We start from the raw sequence: 15129 nt of genomic DNA, 5'->3' as shown, positions 1-15129 counted from the left end.
ACATGCACCAAGAACAGCAACAAGAAGAATTTCTGCAATCGGCCCACCCTATCGATCCCGCCATGCGCGCGCAGATCATGGAGAACCTGGGCGCCATCGAGGCGCAGCACCAGGTCACCATCCTCTTTGCCTGCGAGTCGGGCAGCCGGGGCTGGGGCTTTGCCTCGCCCGACAGCGACTACGACGTGCGATTCATCTACGTGAACCGCCTGCCCTGGTACCTCACGGTCACGCCAGGGCGCGACGTGATCGAAGTGCCCATCAGCGGCGACCTGGACATCAACGGCTGGGACCTGCGCAAGGCGCTGGGCCTGATGCGCGAGTCCAACCCCACGCTGCTCGAATGGCTGCGCTCGCCTGTGGTCTACCGCGAGGACGGGCCCACCATGGATCGCTTTCGCGCGCTGGCCGAGACCGTGTTCTCCAACGCCAAGGGCTGGCACCACTACGCATCCATGGCCAAGAAGAACTTCCGCGAGCACCTGCAGACCGACGAAGTGCGCTACAAGAAATACCTGTACGTGCTGCGCCCGCTGCTGGCCGCGCGCTGGATACGCACGCGCCCGGGCGTGCCGCCCATGCGCTTTGCCGAACTGGCCCAGCACACGCTGGACCCGGCGGGCGACGCCACGCTGATCGCCGAGATCAACGCGCTGCTGGAGGTGAAGATGCGCGCGGGCGAGGCCGCGACCAGCCCGCGCTGGCCCGGCATCCACGCCTTCATCGAAGCCGAGCTGGCACGCAACGCGGCCGAGCCGGTGCAGCCGTTGCCCGTGCCGGGCCATGCCGCGCTCGATGCATTGCTGCACGACACGGTGCTGCGTCACACGCCCTGATTGACCCTACAAGCCACCCATGCAAGCCACACACGCTCTGTCCCCATCCCAGCTTAACGAATTTTTGCTGAACGTCGCCATCACCCGCCCGGTCTTCATCTGGGGGCCTCCGGGGGTTGGCAAGTCGGCATTGGTCGAAAAATTCGCGCACAGCGTGGGGCTGGAGTGCGTTTCGCTGCTGGGCAGCCAGTTGGCGCCAGAGGACCTGATGGGGGTACCCCAGATCATCGACGGAGTGAGCCGCTTCTGCCCGCCCGCGATGATCGCGCGCAAGGAGCCGTACTGCATTTTTCTGGACGAGCTCAATGCGTGCTCGCAGGACGTGCAGAAGGCGTTCTACAGCCTGATCCACGATCGCCGCGTCGGCGAGTACGCACTCCCCAAAGGCTCCATCGTGATCGGCGCGGGCAATCGCGCGCAGGACTCGGCCATCGTCAAACCCATGTCGTCAGCGCTGATGAACCGCATGGTGCACGTGCACATGAAGGTATCCGCATCCGAATGGATGGAGTGGGCATCGGCCAATGCCATCCATCCCCTGGTGATCGAATACCTGCAGCAACGGCCCGACCACCTGTGGAGCGCCCCTCCCAAGCACGAGGAGCCGTTTTCCACGCCGCGAGCCTGGCACATGCTGAGCGACGCACTGCGCTCCTTCGGAGACGCACCTTCCCCGTCCATGGTGGAGGCTCTAGCCTATGGTTGCCTCACGCCCCAGCACGCTGCCCAGTTCAAGGCGTTCGGCAAGCTGGCGGCCGACCGGCACCGCCTGGACGCCATATTCAAAGGCGATGCACGCTGGCCCCATGCGCCCGAGGACCGCGATGTCCTGTACTTTCTGGCCCAGGCGTTTCGTGCGCGGCTGCTCAAGACCCTGCCGCAGGACAAGGGCGCCAGCGTGGGAGACCTGCAGGCACTGGTGCACCGGTCCAAGTCCATGCTGAAGGAACTTGCCCAGATCAGCCTGGAAATGGCGCAGATCGCCGTCGCCGAGGAGGCCGGGCAGACCCTTCCTGCCTGGTACATGATCGAGGTCGTGCGGGACCTGCCGCGCCTGGTTGAACGCCAGGCCAAGGCGGCCTGAGCCCAGACGACCATGGCAAAGACGACCCACAAGCCCAGCCCGGCCACTGAGGCCTATGACGCAGGCATGGCCATGGTGCTCGCACACCCGATCTTCGGCCCGCTTGCACGACGGGTTAACTGGGTGCGCTCCGCCGCCTCCTCGCAGTGCCCTGCTGCGGGTTGGCTGGTGGTGCGGCGCGATAGCTGCATCCACGTGCACCCCAAGCGCCATGCACCGGCTGACGAGTGGGCGTTCATCCTCGCTCGTGGCGTACTCAGCTATGCCATGGAACTGTTCCAGTCCGACCGGGGCGATTGGTCCCAATGGACTGCTGCATGCGATGTCGTGACCACACGGTTCCTGGCATCCGTCAAGTTCGGCCAATGCCCTGCGGACATGCAGATGGCAGCAGACGCCCCATCATGGGATGAAGACCGCTGGTACCGCCAGTTCGCCGAAAGCGGCACGCCGGCCTGGGTGCAGGCCCTGGGGCTGGCGGGGCCCAAGGCGACCAGCCTGCAATCACCAGAGGCATGGACCGAGCGTCCCACCGCATTCGTACGCCATGGCCACACCCAGGCCAGCCAGACCTGGCGTGAAGTATTTGCGGCGGGGATCGCCAACTCGGTCACCCAGGCGGTAGAGATCGCCGCCGGTACCCGCACCGCGCTGGGGGGCGAAAACCGCAGCGCCCCCCGAAGCACAACCGAGCGTGCGCGCAGCTGGTTCATCGGCAGCTTTCCGCTGCTGGGGGCCATGGTGGCCGCATTCGACATCTTGGAGGATGCCGAGCTGTGCCGGCGCGAGGAGATCATGGTGGGGGCCGTGGACGAAACCCTGCGCACCATCTACCTCAACCCAGCCGCGGGATTGACCGAGCAGGAAACCCGCTTCGTGCTCGCCCACGAAATCCTGCACGTGGCACTGCGGCACATGGGGCGCCGGCAGGGTCGTGACGCATACCTCTGGAACGTGGCGTGCGACTACGTTATCAACGACTGGCTCATCCAGATGCAGGTGGGCAGCCCGCCCGCGCTGGGACTGCTGCACGACCTGGAGCTGCGTGGCCTGTCGGCGGAAGAAGTCTACGACCGCATCGTGGTCGACCTGCGCCGCATGCGCAAACTGCTCACGCTGGCGGGCCGACAGGGCGACATGCTCGACCGCAGGCTGTCCATTGGGCAGCCACCCTTCACCGATCTCGACGCCTTCTACAAGGAACAATTGGGCAAGGGCCTGATGCTGCACGAATCCCAAGGTCGGGGCCTGCTGCCCGCAGGCCTGCTGGAGGAGATTCGCGCCTTGCTGCAGCCGCCCATCCCCTGGGAGGTGGAACTCGCACGGTGGTTTGATCACCATTTTCCGCCCATCGATACCCGGCGTACCTACGCACGCCTGAGCCGGCGCCAGTCCGCCACACCCGATATCCCCCGTCCGCACGTGGGGCCGGACCCCCGTTGGCTGGAGGGCCGCACGTTCGGCGTCGTGCTGGACACCTCGGGTTCCATGGACAGGCACACCCTGGCCAAGGCCCTGGGCAGCATTGCCAGCTATGCGCAGGCCAAGGAGGTGCCCGCCGTGCGGGTGGTGTGCTGCGATGCAGCCCCCTATGACATGGGCTACATGGAGGCACAGGACATTGCCCACCGCGTGGAAATCAAAGGGCGCGGGGGCACCGTGCTGCAGCCCGCCATCACCCTGCTGGAGGGCAGCGCGGACTTCCCCAAGGATGGGCCGCTGCTGATCATCACCGATGCCGATTGCGACCGCCTGGACGTGCGCCGCTCGCATGCCTACTTGCTGCCTGCGGGACGGCGGCTGCCGTTCGTGCCGCGGGGCGACATTTTCTACATGACCTGATGAACCCGACTCTTTCACAACACAACGGCCTGCCGGCCATCCTTCTCGACGGCTCCCAGGGCGAAGGCGGCGGCCAGATTCTGCGCACCGGCCTGGCCCTGTCCATGGTCACCGGCCGGCCGCTGCGCATCGAGCGCATCCGTGCCGGCCGCGCCAAGCCCGGCCTGATGCGCCAGCACTTGGCCTGCGTCCAAGCCGCCGTGGAGGTCAGCGGCGGGCAGGCCGAGGGTGCGGAGCTGGGCTCGCAGTCGCTGCAGTTCACGCCCGGCGCGGTGCGCGCGGGCGACTACACCTTTCGCATCGCCGGGGCCGGCAGCTGCCTGCTGGTGCTACAGACCGTGCTGCCCGCGCTGATGCTGGCCGATGCGCCCAGCCGCATCCAGCTGGCGGGCGGCACGCACAACCCGATGGCGCCGCCATTCGACTTTCTGCAGCGCGCCTATGTACCGCTGCTGGCGCGCCTGGGCGTGGGGCTGGCGCTCACGCTGGAGCGGCGCGGTTTCTACCCTGCGGGCGGCGGCCTGCTGCAGGCCGTGATCACCCCTGCGACGCAGGCGCTCACGCCGTTTGACCTGACCGAGCGCGGGGCGGCCCTGGCTGCCTGGGCCGAGGCGCTGGCCCCCGGGCTGGCGCGCAGCGTGGCTGCACGCGAACTGGAGGAACTGGGCCGGCGCCTGGGCTGGACGCATGAGGCCGACCAATTGCGCGCGCCCGGCGTGCGCCAGCACGAAGGGCCTGGCAACGTGCTGATGGCCACGCTGGAATATGCGCAGGTGACCGAGGTGTTCTGCCAGTTCGGCGAGCGCGGGGTGTCGTCCGAACTCGTGGCACGCCGGCTGGCCGAAGAGGTGCAGGCCTTTCAGCGCAGCACGGCGGCCACGGGCCCGCACCTGGCCGACCAATGGATGCTGCCGCTGGCGCTGGCCGTGTGGCGCACCGGCCAGGCCGCCAGCTACACGGCCAGCGAACTCACGGAGCACACGCGCACGAATGCGGCGGTGATCAACGCCTGCCTGCCGGTGCGGGTGGCGACCGAGGACATGGGGGGCGCCAGCCTGGTGCGCATCGAGCCCCTGCCCACCCCTTGAAGGCCCGGCACTGCCCATGGGCTCCCGACTGGGCCAAAATGCCCCTTTTGCATTTCCCCTTCCATCCTTCGCCTGACCAGGAGACGCCATGAAAGTCGACACCATTCTGCAGACCATCGGCAACACGCCGCACGTGCGCATCAACCGCCTGTTCGGCAGTGCCGCCAACGTCTGGGTCAAGGCCGAGCGCGCCAACCCCGGTGGTTCGATCAAGGACCGCATCGCCCTGTCGATGGTGGAGGACGCCGAGCGCTCGGGCGCGCTGCAGCCGGGCGGCACCATCATCGAGCCCACCTCGGGCAACACCGGCATCGGGCTGGCCCTGGTGGCGGCCGTCAAGGGCTACAAACTGGTGCTGGTGATGCCCGACAGCATGAGCATCGAGCGCCGCCGCCTGATGCTGGCCTACGGCGCGACGTTCGACCTGACCCCCAAGGAAAAGGGCATGAAGGGCGCCATCGCCCGCGCGCAGGAACTGCTGGCCCAGACACCCGGCGCCTGGGTTCCCCAGCAGTTCGAGAACCCCGCCAACATCGACGTGCATGTGCGCACCACGGCGCAGGAGATCCTGGCGGACTTTCCCGATGGGCTCGATGCCATCATCACCGGCGTGGGCACCGGCGGCCACCTCACGGGTGTGGCGCGCGTGCTCAAGGCGAAGTTCCCCGCTCTCAAGGTGTTTGCCGTGGAGCCCTCGGCCTCGCCCGTGATCTCGGGCGGCGCGCCCTCGCCGCACCCCATCCAGGGCATCGGTGCAGGCTTCGTGCCCAAGAACCTCGACACCACCCTGCTCGACGGCGTGATCCAGGTCGATGCCGAACCGGCCCGCGAGTACGCACGCCGCTGCGCACGCGACGAAGGCATGCTGGTGGGCATCTCCTCGGGCGCCACGCTGGCCGCCATTGCCCAGAAGCTGCCCGAGCTGCCGGTGGGCGCGCGCGTGCTGGGCTTCAACTACGACACGGGCGAGCGCTACCTGTCGGTTGAAGGCTTCCTGCCTGCCTGAACGCACCCCGCACGGCGGGTAAGCGCTGCACGCGCTGACGGCCAACCGTCCTACAGCATGCCCGGCCTGCGGCCGGAACAATCAAGGTGACACGCCACCACCCCAGTGCCCAGCGCATCCGGGGTGGTGCACCGCACCACCAGGGTGCGACACCTCTTTCCGATTGCTTGCATGGCCCACGCTTCCACCACCCAGCCCATTGCCTTCAAGGTATTGACCGTGAATGTGCACAAGGGCTTTACCACCTTCAACCGGCGCTTCATGCTGCACGAGTTGCGCGATGCCGTGCGCAACGTGGCGGCGGACCTCGTGTTCCTGCAAGAGGTGCTGGGCACGCACCACCGCCATGCAGGGCGGGTGGAAAACTTCCCCCAGGAGCCCCATTACGAGTTCCTGGCAGACACCATCTGGACCCAGTTCGCCTATGGCCGCAATGCGGTGTACGACAACGGCCACCATGGCAATGCGCTGCTCTCCAAATTCCCGATCACGCACTACGAGAACCACGACATCTCGGTGAGCGGACCCGAGCGGCGCGGCATGCTGCACTGTGTTTTGCAGCCGCCCAACCACCACAGCCCGGTGCATGCCATCTGCGTGCACCTGGGCCTGCAGGAGGCCCACCGCCAGCGCCAGTTGCGCAGCGTGTGCGATCTGGTCAACAGCTTCGATCCCGACGAGGCCGTGGTGGTGGCCGGCGACTTCAACGACTGGCGTGGCCGCGCCCACGAAGTCTTGCGCGAGCGTGCCAACCTGCATGAAGTGTTCGTGCAGTCCACCGGCCGTGCGGTACGCACCTTTCCCGCATCGATGCCCTTGCTGGCGCTGGACCGCATCTACGTGCGCAATGCCTCTGTGCACACCCCCTTGAACCTGCCGAAGAAGCCCTGGGACAAGCTCTCGGACCACGCGCCTTTGGCTGCGGAGATTTCTCTATGACCCGCGCATCACAGTCCTCTCGATGGGTACCTGGCAACCATTTCGAACTGCTCGAGAACGGGGAGGACTTCTTTCCCCGCGTGTTCGATGCCATTCGCAAGGCACGCCGCGAGGTCATGCTGGAGACCTTCATCCTGTTCGACGACAAGATCGGCCAGGAACTGCATGCCGTTCTGCTCGCTGCGGCACAGCGCGGGGTGCAGGTGCATGTGCTGGTGGATGGCTTCGGCTCACCCGACCTGTCGGACCAGTACCTGGGTGCATTGGTGGAAGCCGGCGTTCATTTTCGCGTTTTCGACCCCGGCAAGCGCGTGATGGGCCAGCGCCTGAACGTCTTGCGCCGCATGCACCGCAAGATCGTGGTGGTGGATGGCGAACTCGGCTTCATCGGGGGCATCAACTACTCGGCCGACCATGTGGCCGATTTCGGGCCGGAGGCCAAGCAGGACTACGCCGTGCAGGTGCGTGGCCCCATCGTCGCCCAGATGCACCATTTCACCCGTGAAGCGGTGCTCGACCCCGATGACCGCCGCCGCAACAAGGCGTCCAACACGCGCGGGTTGCCTTACGAGGGCACGGCGCATGCCATCTTTGTCACGCGCGACAACCACGGCCATACCAACGACATCGAGCGCCACTACCGCATTGCGCTGCGCTCGGCGCGCAAGCGGGTGGTCATCGCCAACGCCTATTTCTTCCCCGGCTACCGCTTCATCCGCGAGATGCGGCGCGCGGCGCGCCGTGGGGTGGACGTGCGCCTGATCCTGCAGGGCCAGCCCGACATGCCCATCGTGAAGACGGCAGCAGGCCTGCTCTACGACCACCTGCTGCGCGCCGGGGTGCGCATCTACGAATACTGCGACCGGCCGCTGCACGGCAAGGTGGCACTGGTGGACGACGAATGGTCCACCGTGGGATCGAGCAACCTGGATCCGCTGAGCCTGTCGCTCAACCTCGAAGCCAATGTCATCATCCGGGACCGGGCTTTCAATGCCAACCTCTACGCGCGCCTTGCACACCTGATGGAGAACTCCTGCAAGCAGGTGGAGCCCACGCCCAAAAGCCGCTGGGAAGGCCTGCGCCTGGTGCGCAGCTACTGCGTGTTCCACCTGATGCGCTGGTTCCCGGCCTGGGCCGGTTGGCTGCCGCGCCACGAGCCCACCATCTCGCTGGTCAAGGCCAATGCGCTGGCAGCCGACAATCCCCAGGCGGCTTCGGCCACCTAGGATACAGCCCATGAGCGCTCCCGCCACCCACCCTTTGCGCGGGACTGCCACGCCACCCTCCACCGCAGCCCCGCACAAGGGCACTGGCCGCTGGAGCACCGTGCGCAACAGCCGCTGGTGGCCGTGGGCCATCACGCTGGTCACCGGCGCGTTCGTGCTGCTGATCGGCGCGCTGCTGTTCCGGCAGGCACGCAGCGTGGACTGGGGCGCCGTGTGGAATGCGCTGATCGACCTGCCCATGGCCGCGCTGCTGGGTGGCGCTGCGCTGGCGTTCGCCAGCCACGGCATCTACAGCAGCTTCGACCTGTTCGGGCGCTACTACACCCGGCATGGCCTGCCGGTGGCACGCACCGTGGGCACCACGCTGATCGCCTACCCGTTCACGCTGAACCTGGGATCCCTCATCGGCGGGGTCACGGTGCGCTACCGGCTGTACTCGCGCCAGGGCCTGTCGGTGGGCGACATCGGCCAGGTGGTGGCCATCAGCATCATCACCAACTGGCTCGGCTACTTCGTACTGGCGGGCGCGGTGTTCTGGCTCTGGACGCCGCACCTGCCCGAGGGCTGGGACATGGCCTCCGGCCAGCTGCGCTGGATTGGCGGCGCCATGGCGACCGTCACCGCAGCCTACCTGGTGGCCTGCGTGTGGCGCCGGGGCCAGCCGCTCACGCTGCGGGGCCACAGCTTCCCCATGCCGCACTGGTCGGTGGGATTGCTGCAGGTGGCAGTGTCTGCAGTGAACTGGATGGTGATGGGCGCAGCGATCTGGCTGCTCACCCAGCAGCAGGCGCCCTATGTGGCGGCCCTGGCCACGGTGTTGCTGGGTGCCGTGGCCGGCCTGATCTCGCGCATCCCCGCCGGCCTGGGCGTGCTGGAGGCCGTGGGTACGGCCGTGCTGTCAGCCTATATGCCGGCGCCCCAGGCGCTGGCCGCCATCCTCGCCTACCGCACGCTCTACTTCTTTGCGCCGCTGGCCGTCGCCGCGTTGGCCTTCGGGGTGGTGGAACTGCGTTGGCGCAACGGTGGGACAAGCACACCGGCACCAACCTCGGGGACATCCTCGAAGTGAGCAGCCCCCGTGCGGGCAAAATCGGGGGCCTTTTGCCCCTGCCACGCGCCTTCATGTCCTCTTCCCTCCCCGCCACCCCGCTGCGCATCACCGCGCAGCAAGGCCAGGCGCCGCTCTCGCTGGCACAACAGTCGTTCAACGGCTTGCTCGCGCAGATCGCAGAACAGCGCGAGATCCTGGCTGCATGGAACCAGGCCATCGACGCCTACCACCAGCGCTACGCCAAAGACGTCGCCCCCCTGCTCGACAGGTACTACGCTGCGCACGCCGGCCTGGTGAACGCCCTGGTGGAGGCCTCGGCGCGCAAAGGCCTGGGCCGCACGCTGCTGCGGGACCTGCATGCAGTGATCGCCCGGCTCGCTGGCGACCTGGCCCACAACGTGCGCGATGCCGCCACGCGCGCAACGATGCAGGCGCTGCACGCCCAGTACACCGAGGAGCCGCTCGACACCGAGGAAACACCCGACAGCACCGACGCGCTGCGGCTGCCATCCGCAACCGAGCCGGAATCCCCCGAAGACATCGTGCGCCGGGTGGAGGAGGAAATGCAGGCCCGTCAGGCACGCGCGCAACAGGAGCGCGAGCGCCACCGTGCCGGCCGTGCCCGCAAGCCCAGTGCGCAGGAGCGTGCGCAGCAGGAAGCCGCCCAGGAGGCCAGCCAGTCGGTGCGCGCGGTGTACCGCAAGCTGGCCAGTGCCCTGCACCCCGACCGCGAGCCCGACGAAGCCGAGCGCCTGCGCAAAACCGCCCTCATGCAGCGCGTGAACCTGGCCTATGCCGCCAACAGCCTGCTCGACCTGCTGCAACTGCAGCTGGAGGTGGAGCAGATCGACGCGCAGCACATGGCGGGGGTAGGCGACACGCACCTGCAGCGCTACAACCAGGTCCTCACCGACCAACTGGCAGAGTTGCGCCAGGAGGTGGTGACGCTGGAGAACACGATGCGGCTGCAGTTGGGCCTTGCATCCAAGCGCAAGCTGCAGCCCGGCCAGCTGATGGCCCAGTTGCGCAGCCAGATCCAGGCACTGGAGCACGACATTCCGCTGCTGCAGCGGGAGGTGCAGGCGGTAGCCGACAACGACTACCTCAAGCAATGGCTCAAGGCACAGGCCGCCGACATGCTGGACCCGGACTGAGCACCCTGGCGGGCATGGCAGCACCGCCTCCTTTAAAATACCAGCCCCACGACATTGCCACCGCCCGATCGACACGGGCCTGCAAGACCATGATCCGCCTTTCCGAAATCAAGCTGCCGTTGGCCGCCGTGCCGGCCGATGCCGCCGAGCACCCGCTGGACGCATTGCGCGCCCAGGCCGTCCAGGTCCTGGGCATCGCCCCGGCCGACATTGCCGCCGTGCACGTGCACAAGCGCAGCTTCGACGCGCGCAAGGCCGACCTGCTGGCGGTGTACATCATCGACATCACGCTGGCCGACCCAGTGCGCGAAACCGCCCTGCTCGCCCAGCATGCCGGCCGCCCGCACATCCAGCCCACGCCCGACATGGTGTGGCAGCCGGTGGGCCAGGCGCCCGCCGACCTGGCGCTGCGGCCAGTGGTGGTGGGCTTCGGGCCCTGCGGCATCTTTGCCGCGCTGGTGCTGGCGCAGATGGGCTTCAAGCCCATCGTGCTGGAACGCGGCAAGCCGGTGCGCGAGCGCACCAAGGACACCTGGGGCCTGTGGCGCAAGCGCGAGCTGCATGCCGAGAGCAACGTGCAGTTCGGCGAAGGCGGGGCCGGCACCTTCAGCGACGGCAAGCTCTACAGCCAGATCAAGGACCCGCGCCACCTGGGCCGCAAGGTCATGGGCGAGTTCGTCAAGGCCGGCGCGCCCGAGGAAATCCTCTACGTGGCGCACCCGCACATCGGCACCTTCAAGCTGGTGAAGGTGGTGGAGAACCTGCGCGAGCAGATCATCGCACTGGGCGGCGAGATCCGCTTCGAGCAGCGCGTGACCGACGTTGTCGTCGAAGGCACGGGCGAGAGCCGCCACCTGCGCGGCCTCACGGTGCTCAACCAGGCCACGGGCGAAACCACCGAACTGCGTGCCGACCATGTGGTGATGGCGCTGGGCCACAGCTCGCGCGACACCTTCGCCATGCTGTACCAGCGCGGCGTGGCCATGGAGGCCAAGCCTTTTTCCATCGGCTTTCGGGTAGAGCACCCGCAGGGCGTGATCGACCGCGCCCGCTGGGGCCGCCATGCCGGCCACCCGCTGCTGGGCGCGGCCGACTACAAGCTGGTGCACCACGCGGCCAACGGGCGCGCGGTCTACAGCTTCTGCATGTGCCCCGGCGGAACGGTGGTGGCCGCCACCAGCGAGCCGGGCCGCGTGGTCACCAACGGCATGAGCCAGTATTCGCGCAACGAGCGCAATGCCAATGCCGGCATGGTGGTGGGCATCGACCCCACCGACTACCCGACCGATGCCGAGGCCTTCGCGCTGCACCTGGGCGCGACCTATGGCGCCGAAGCGCAGCCGGCCGGGCACCACCACCCTCTGGCGGGCATCGTGATGCAGCGCCAGCTCGAATCCAATGCCTATGTGCTGGGCGGTAGCGACTACAGTGCGCCCGGCCAGTTGGTGGGCGACTTCATCGCCGGGCGCGATTCGAAGCAGCTGGGCGACGTGGAGCCTTCGTACAAGCCCGGCGTGGCCTTGGGCGACCTGCATGCAGCCCTGCCCGGCTACGCCATCGAGGCACTGCGCGAGGCACTGCCGGCCTTTGGCCGCAAGATCAAGGGCTTCGACATGCACGACGCGGTGCTCACCGGGGTGGAGACGCGCACCTCGTCCCCCCTCAAGATCGGGCGCGGCGAGAACCTGCAGAGCCTGAACACCGGCGGGCTCTACCCGGCCGGGGAAGGCGCAAGCTATGCAGGGGGCATCCTCTCGGCCGGAGTCGATGGCATCAAGGTCGGCGAGGCCGTGGCGCGCAGCATGCTGGGCATCGCCTGAGGAAGACGCCGTGCTGTTCACCACACCCTCGCGTGCGCAGTTCGCCACCGCGGCACTGGCCATGGCCGCCGTGGTGCTGGCCTCCAACATCCTGGTGCAGTTCCCCATCAACGACTGGCTCACCTGGGGTGCCATCACCTACCCGGTGGCCTTCCTGGTGAGTGAGCTGGTCAACCGCCGCCATGGCCCCGTGCAGGCGCGGCGCGTGGCCTGGGTCGGGTTCGCGGTGGCCGTGGCGGCCTCGCTGGTGCTGGCACCGGCCCGCATTGCGGTGGCTTCGGGCACGGCCTTCTTGCTGTCGCAGTGGCTGGACATCGGTATTTTCGACCGCCTTCGGCACGGCTCGTGGTGGCGCGCGCCGCTCGTGGCCACGCTGCTGGCGGCCGTGCTGGACACGGCCATCTTCTGGAGCATCGCCTTTGCAGGCACCAGCGACCCGTGGGTCACCTGGGCCCTGGGCGACCTGACCGTGAAGCTGGTGCTGGGTGTGGCGCTGCTGCTGCCCTTTCGCCTGCTCATCGGCAGCCGGGCAGCGCAGCTCTACTGACGCTTACTTGCGCTGCAGGAAGTCGACGGCCAGCGCAGCCAGGGTACGGGCACCCACAGGCAACTGGTCTTCATCGATGTCGAACAACGGCGAGTGGTTGGACGGTGCCTTGGTGAAGTCCGCACCCTTGGGTGGCGCGCCCAGGAAGTAGAAGAAGCCCGGGGCCACCTTCTGGAACTCGGAGAAGTCTTCCGAGCCGCTGACCTTGGGGATGATCATGGCCTTGCCGCCGGTGGCCAGCTTGAGCGCAGGCAGCGAGGCTTCGGTCAGCGCCGCAGGGTTGGAGGTCACGGGGTAGGCCACGGGGCCGAAGCGCACCTTGGCCTTGGCACCGCTCGATGCCGCGATGGACTCGGCCGTGGTGGTGATGCGCTTGAGTGCCTCCTGGCGCATGCCTTCATCGAAGGTGCGCAGCGTGCCCAGCAGCTCCACGTTGTCGGGAATGATGTTGTAGCGCGTGCCGCCATGGATGGAGCCGATGGTGATCACGGCCGGCTCCTGGCTGATGTTGAGCTGGCGGCTCACCACCGTCTGCAGGCCCAGTACCACCTGGCTGGCAGCCACTACCGGGTCCACCGCGTTCCAGGGCGACGAGCCATGGCCGCCGCGGCCTTCGACCTGAATGCTGATGTTGTCCGAGCCCGCCATCAGCGGGCCGCTGCGGTAGCCCACCACACCGGATGGCAGGTTGGCCGTGATGTGCAGGCCGTAGATGGCCTGCACGTCTTTCAGCGCGCCCTCTTCCACCATGGCCTTGGCGCCGAAGCTGGGCACCTTGCCGCTGGCGTCGGCCTCCACCGGCGCGCCTTCCTCGGCGGGCTGGAAGATGAACTTGATGGTGCCCGGCAGCGTGGCCCGCATGCCGGCCAGGGCCTCGGCCGCGCCCATGAGCATGGCCACGTGGGCATCGTGCCCGCAGGCATGCATCACCGGCACTTCCTTGCCCAGGTAATTGGCCTTCACCTTGGAGGCAAAGGGCAGGTTGGTGTTCTCGGGCACGGGCAGCGCATCCATGTCGGCGCGCAGGGCCACCACCTTGCCCGGCAGCCCGCCGCGCAGCGTGCCCACCACGCCGGTGCCGCCCACGCCGGTCTGCACCTCCATCCCCAGGCGCTTGAGGTGCTCGGCCACCAGCTTGGCGGTGCGCACTTCCTGGCCCGACAGCTCGGGGTGGGCATGGATGTCGCGGCGCCAGCCGACCATCTTGCCGGCCACGCCGTTCACGGCGGTATCGATGGCCTGAAGGCCAGCGGCATCCAGGGCCTGGGCATGGGCGGAAGAAACCAGGGCCAGGTTGCCGGCCACGAGGCCGGCGGCAATGGCGATCGACGAGAGGGTTTTGTGCATGAGGCGGGGTCCGTGCAGAGGGATAAAAAAGAACGAGCGTTCATGCTACGGGTGCACAGATGTTTCATGACAAGCGAAAATCGCCATCTACAGAGCCGATACCGCCATGCATGCACCCACCTTCCGCATCGACATTCCGCTGGTGCCTGAATCCTCCTTGGGCACGGCCCTGCACTTCATCGACCTGCTGCGCAGCGCCAACCTGCTGGCCCGCCTGCGGTCAGGGAACCAGGCGCCGCGCATGGACTGGCGGCTTCTCGATGCCGACGGCCAGCCCCTGCCCGCCCTGACCGGACCATGGGCGCACTACACCGCAGCCGGACCGTCCACCGACGTGCACAGCGGCCCGGCACAGGCGGTGTTCATTGCCTCGTTCCTCGCGGCCGACATCCCGGCCATACGCCAGGTGGTGGCGCGCCACCCCGCGCTGGTACGGCAGGTCGGCATCGCAGTGGATGCCGGGCAAAAGCTGCTGACCATGGGCGACGGCGCCTGGCTGGCCGCCGCCAGCGGCCGCCTGCAGGGGCGCACGGCCAGCCTGCCCTGGTTCTACATGGCCGGCTTTGCGCGGGACTTCCCGGGCATCACGCTGGTGCCGGGGCGGGACTGGACCGACGATGGCCCCTGGCTGAGCGGCGCCCTGCCCCACAACCTGGTGGACCTGGCCATCGCCCTCGTGCGCCATGCCTTTGGCGAAGAAATGGCCCGGGCTTGCGCCACGGTGATGGCGCCCGACCACCAGCGCGCGCAAGCGGCCCTGCAGGCCAATGCCCAGCAGCACATCCCGCCCACGCGCGACAGCACCCTGGCGCGCGCCATCGCATCGATGGAGGCCCACCTGGAAGAACCGTATTCACTGGAACGCCTGGCGCGGGCCGCATCGGTGAGCTCGCGCACCCTGCTGCGGCATTTCCAGGCCGAGCTGGCGCAGTCGCCGCTCGACTACCTGCATGCCCTGCGCTGCGCGCGCGCCAAGGTGATGCTCGAAGTGACGCTGGAGAGCGTACCCAGCATCGCCGTAGCCTGCGGCTATGCGGACCCGGCGGCTTTTCGCCGCATCTTCGTGAGGCACACCGGCATGGCGCCGGCCGAGTACCGCAAGCGCCACGCCTTGCGCGCCCCGCGCCGGCGCTGGCGTGTGGAAGTGGGTTAAGGCCGTGCGGCTGGCCGGTCTGGCCGGTCTGGCCGG

13 protein-coding genes are annotated in these 15129 nt (G+C 67.9%); 12 read left to right on the top strand and 1 reads right to left on the bottom strand.

The features are described from left to right. Positions 1–2 precede the first annotated feature (2 nt). The 11 genes from ASE31_RS03520 (at position 3) to ASE31_RS03470 (ending at position 12593) form a co-directional block, all read left to right on the top strand. Positions 3–836, top strand: a complete 834-nt coding sequence (locus ASE31_RS03520; protein ID WP_057200127.1) for a nucleotidyltransferase domain-containing protein — start codon at positions 3–5, stop codon at positions 834–836. Between the two features lie 19 nt (positions 837–855). Then, a complete protein-coding gene (locus ASE31_RS03515; RefSeq protein WP_057200126.1) occupies positions 856–1920 on the top strand; it encodes an AAA family ATPase in 1065 nt (354 codons plus the stop codon). A 12-nt stretch (positions 1921–1932) separates the two neighbouring features. After that, positions 1933–3762 carry a VWA-like domain-containing protein gene (locus ASE31_RS03510; protein WP_057200125.1) on the top strand — a complete coding sequence of 610 codons (1830 nt, stop codon included), beginning with the start codon at positions 1933–1935 and terminating at the stop codon, positions 3760–3762. Continuing rightward, positions 3762–4850: an RNA 3'-terminal phosphate cyclase gene (gene rtcA, locus ASE31_RS03505; RefSeq protein ID WP_057200124.1), complete on the top strand. Its 1089-nt coding sequence runs from the start codon at positions 3762–3764 to the stop codon at positions 4848–4850. Before ASE31_RS03510 ends, rtcA begins: the two co-directional genes overlap by 1 nt. Positions 4851–4938: 88 nt before the next feature. Continuing rightward, the gene (gene cysK, locus ASE31_RS03500) at positions 4939–5856 is read left to right on the top strand and encodes a cysteine synthase A (RefSeq protein WP_057200123.1); all 918 of its coding nucleotides are present in this window, start codon (positions 4939–4941) and stop codon (positions 5854–5856) included. Positions 5857–6027: 171 nt separating this feature from the next. Next, on the top strand, positions 6028–6795 hold the full coding sequence (locus ASE31_RS03495) for an endonuclease/exonuclease/phosphatase family protein (protein WP_200961061.1): 768 nt from the start codon (positions 6028–6030) through the stop codon (positions 6793–6795). Next, a complete protein-coding gene (gene clsB / locus ASE31_RS03490; RefSeq protein WP_057200122.1) occupies positions 6792–8021 on the top strand; it encodes a cardiolipin synthase ClsB in 1230 nt (409 codons plus the stop codon). The genes ASE31_RS03495 and clsB overlap by 4 nt, the downstream gene beginning before the upstream one ends. 10 nt (positions 8022–8031) lie before the next feature. Continuing rightward, entirely contained in the window at positions 8032–9090 is a 1059-nt protein-coding gene (locus ASE31_RS03485) for a YbhN family protein (RefSeq protein WP_057200121.1), read from the top strand. Between the two features lie 53 nt (positions 9091–9143). Beyond that, a complete protein-coding gene (locus ASE31_RS03480; RefSeq protein ID WP_057200120.1) occupies positions 9144–10226 on the top strand; it encodes a hypothetical protein in 1083 nt (360 codons plus the stop codon). Positions 10227–10315: 89 nt separating this feature from the next. Then, the gene (locus ASE31_RS03475; RefSeq protein ID WP_057200119.1) at positions 10316–12046 is read left to right on the top strand and encodes an NAD(P)/FAD-dependent oxidoreductase; all 1731 of its coding nucleotides are present in this window, start codon (positions 10316–10318) and stop codon (positions 12044–12046) included. 61 nt (positions 12047–12107) lie between these two features. Next, positions 12108–12593 (top strand): VUT family protein, encoded by a 486-nt coding sequence (locus ASE31_RS03470; RefSeq protein ID WP_200961066.1) that lies wholly within the window; start codon positions 12108–12110, stop codon positions 12591–12593. Positions 12594–12596: 3 nt separating this feature from the next. On the opposite strand, the gene ASE31_RS03465 is transcribed toward ASE31_RS03470, so the two are convergent. Continuing rightward, positions 12597–13940 (bottom strand): amidohydrolase, encoded by a 1344-nt coding sequence (locus ASE31_RS03465; RefSeq protein WP_057200117.1) that lies wholly within the window; start codon positions 13938–13940, stop codon positions 12597–12599. A 106-nt stretch (positions 13941–14046) separates the two neighbouring features. Here ASE31_RS03465 and ASE31_RS03460 point away from each other — a divergent pair, with 106 nt between their 5' ends. Then, on the top strand, positions 14047–15093 hold the full coding sequence (locus tag ASE31_RS03460) for a GlxA family transcriptional regulator (protein ID WP_057200116.1): 1047 nt from the start codon (positions 14047–14049) through the stop codon (positions 15091–15093). Positions 15094–15129 lie beyond the last annotated feature (36 nt).

The sequence above is a fragment of the Acidovorax sp. Root217 genome (genome assembly GCF_001428645.1).
In the GTDB taxonomy this organism is placed as follows: Bacteria; Pseudomonadota; Gammaproteobacteria; order Burkholderiales; family Burkholderiaceae_C; genus Acidovorax.
This window is presented reverse-complemented; position numbering and strand designations above follow the sequence as displayed.

Coding starts and splice junctions, on each gene's coding strand:
- ASE31_RS03520 (WP_057200127.1), top strand. CDS start 3: ATGCACCAAGAACAGCAACAAGAAGAATTTCTGCAATCGGCCCACCCT.
- ASE31_RS03515 (WP_057200126.1), top strand. CDS start 856: ATGCAAGCCACACACGCTCTGTCCCCATCCCAGCTTAACGAATTTTTG.
- ASE31_RS03510 (WP_057200125.1), top strand. CDS start 1,933: ATGGCAAAGACGACCCACAAGCCCAGCCCGGCCACTGAGGCCTATGAC.
- rtcA (WP_057200124.1), top strand. CDS start 3,762: ATGAACCCGACTCTTTCACAACACAACGGCCTGCCGGCCATCCTTCTC.
- cysK (WP_057200123.1), top strand. CDS start 4,939: ATGAAAGTCGACACCATTCTGCAGACCATCGGCAACACGCCGCACGTG.
- ASE31_RS03495 (WP_200961061.1), top strand. CDS start 6,028: ATGGCCCACGCTTCCACCACCCAGCCCATTGCCTTCAAGGTATTGACC.
- clsB (WP_057200122.1), top strand. CDS start 6,792: ATGACCCGCGCATCACAGTCCTCTCGATGGGTACCTGGCAACCATTTC.
- ASE31_RS03485 (WP_057200121.1), top strand. CDS start 8,032: ATGAGCGCTCCCGCCACCCACCCTTTGCGCGGGACTGCCACGCCACCC.
- ASE31_RS03480 (WP_057200120.1), top strand. CDS start 9,144: ATGTCCTCTTCCCTCCCCGCCACCCCGCTGCGCATCACCGCGCAGCAA.
- ASE31_RS03475 (WP_057200119.1), top strand. CDS start 10,316: ATGATCCGCCTTTCCGAAATCAAGCTGCCGTTGGCCGCCGTGCCGGCC.
- ASE31_RS03470 (WP_200961066.1), top strand. CDS start 12,108: ATGGCCGCCGTGGTGCTGGCCTCCAACATCCTGGTGCAGTTCCCCATC.
- ASE31_RS03465 (WP_057200117.1), bottom strand. CDS start 13,940: ATGCACAAAACCCTCTCGTCGATCGCCATTGCCGCCGGCCTCGTGGCC.
- ASE31_RS03460 (WP_057200116.1), top strand. CDS start 14,047: ATGCATGCACCCACCTTCCGCATCGACATTCCGCTGGTGCCTGAATCC.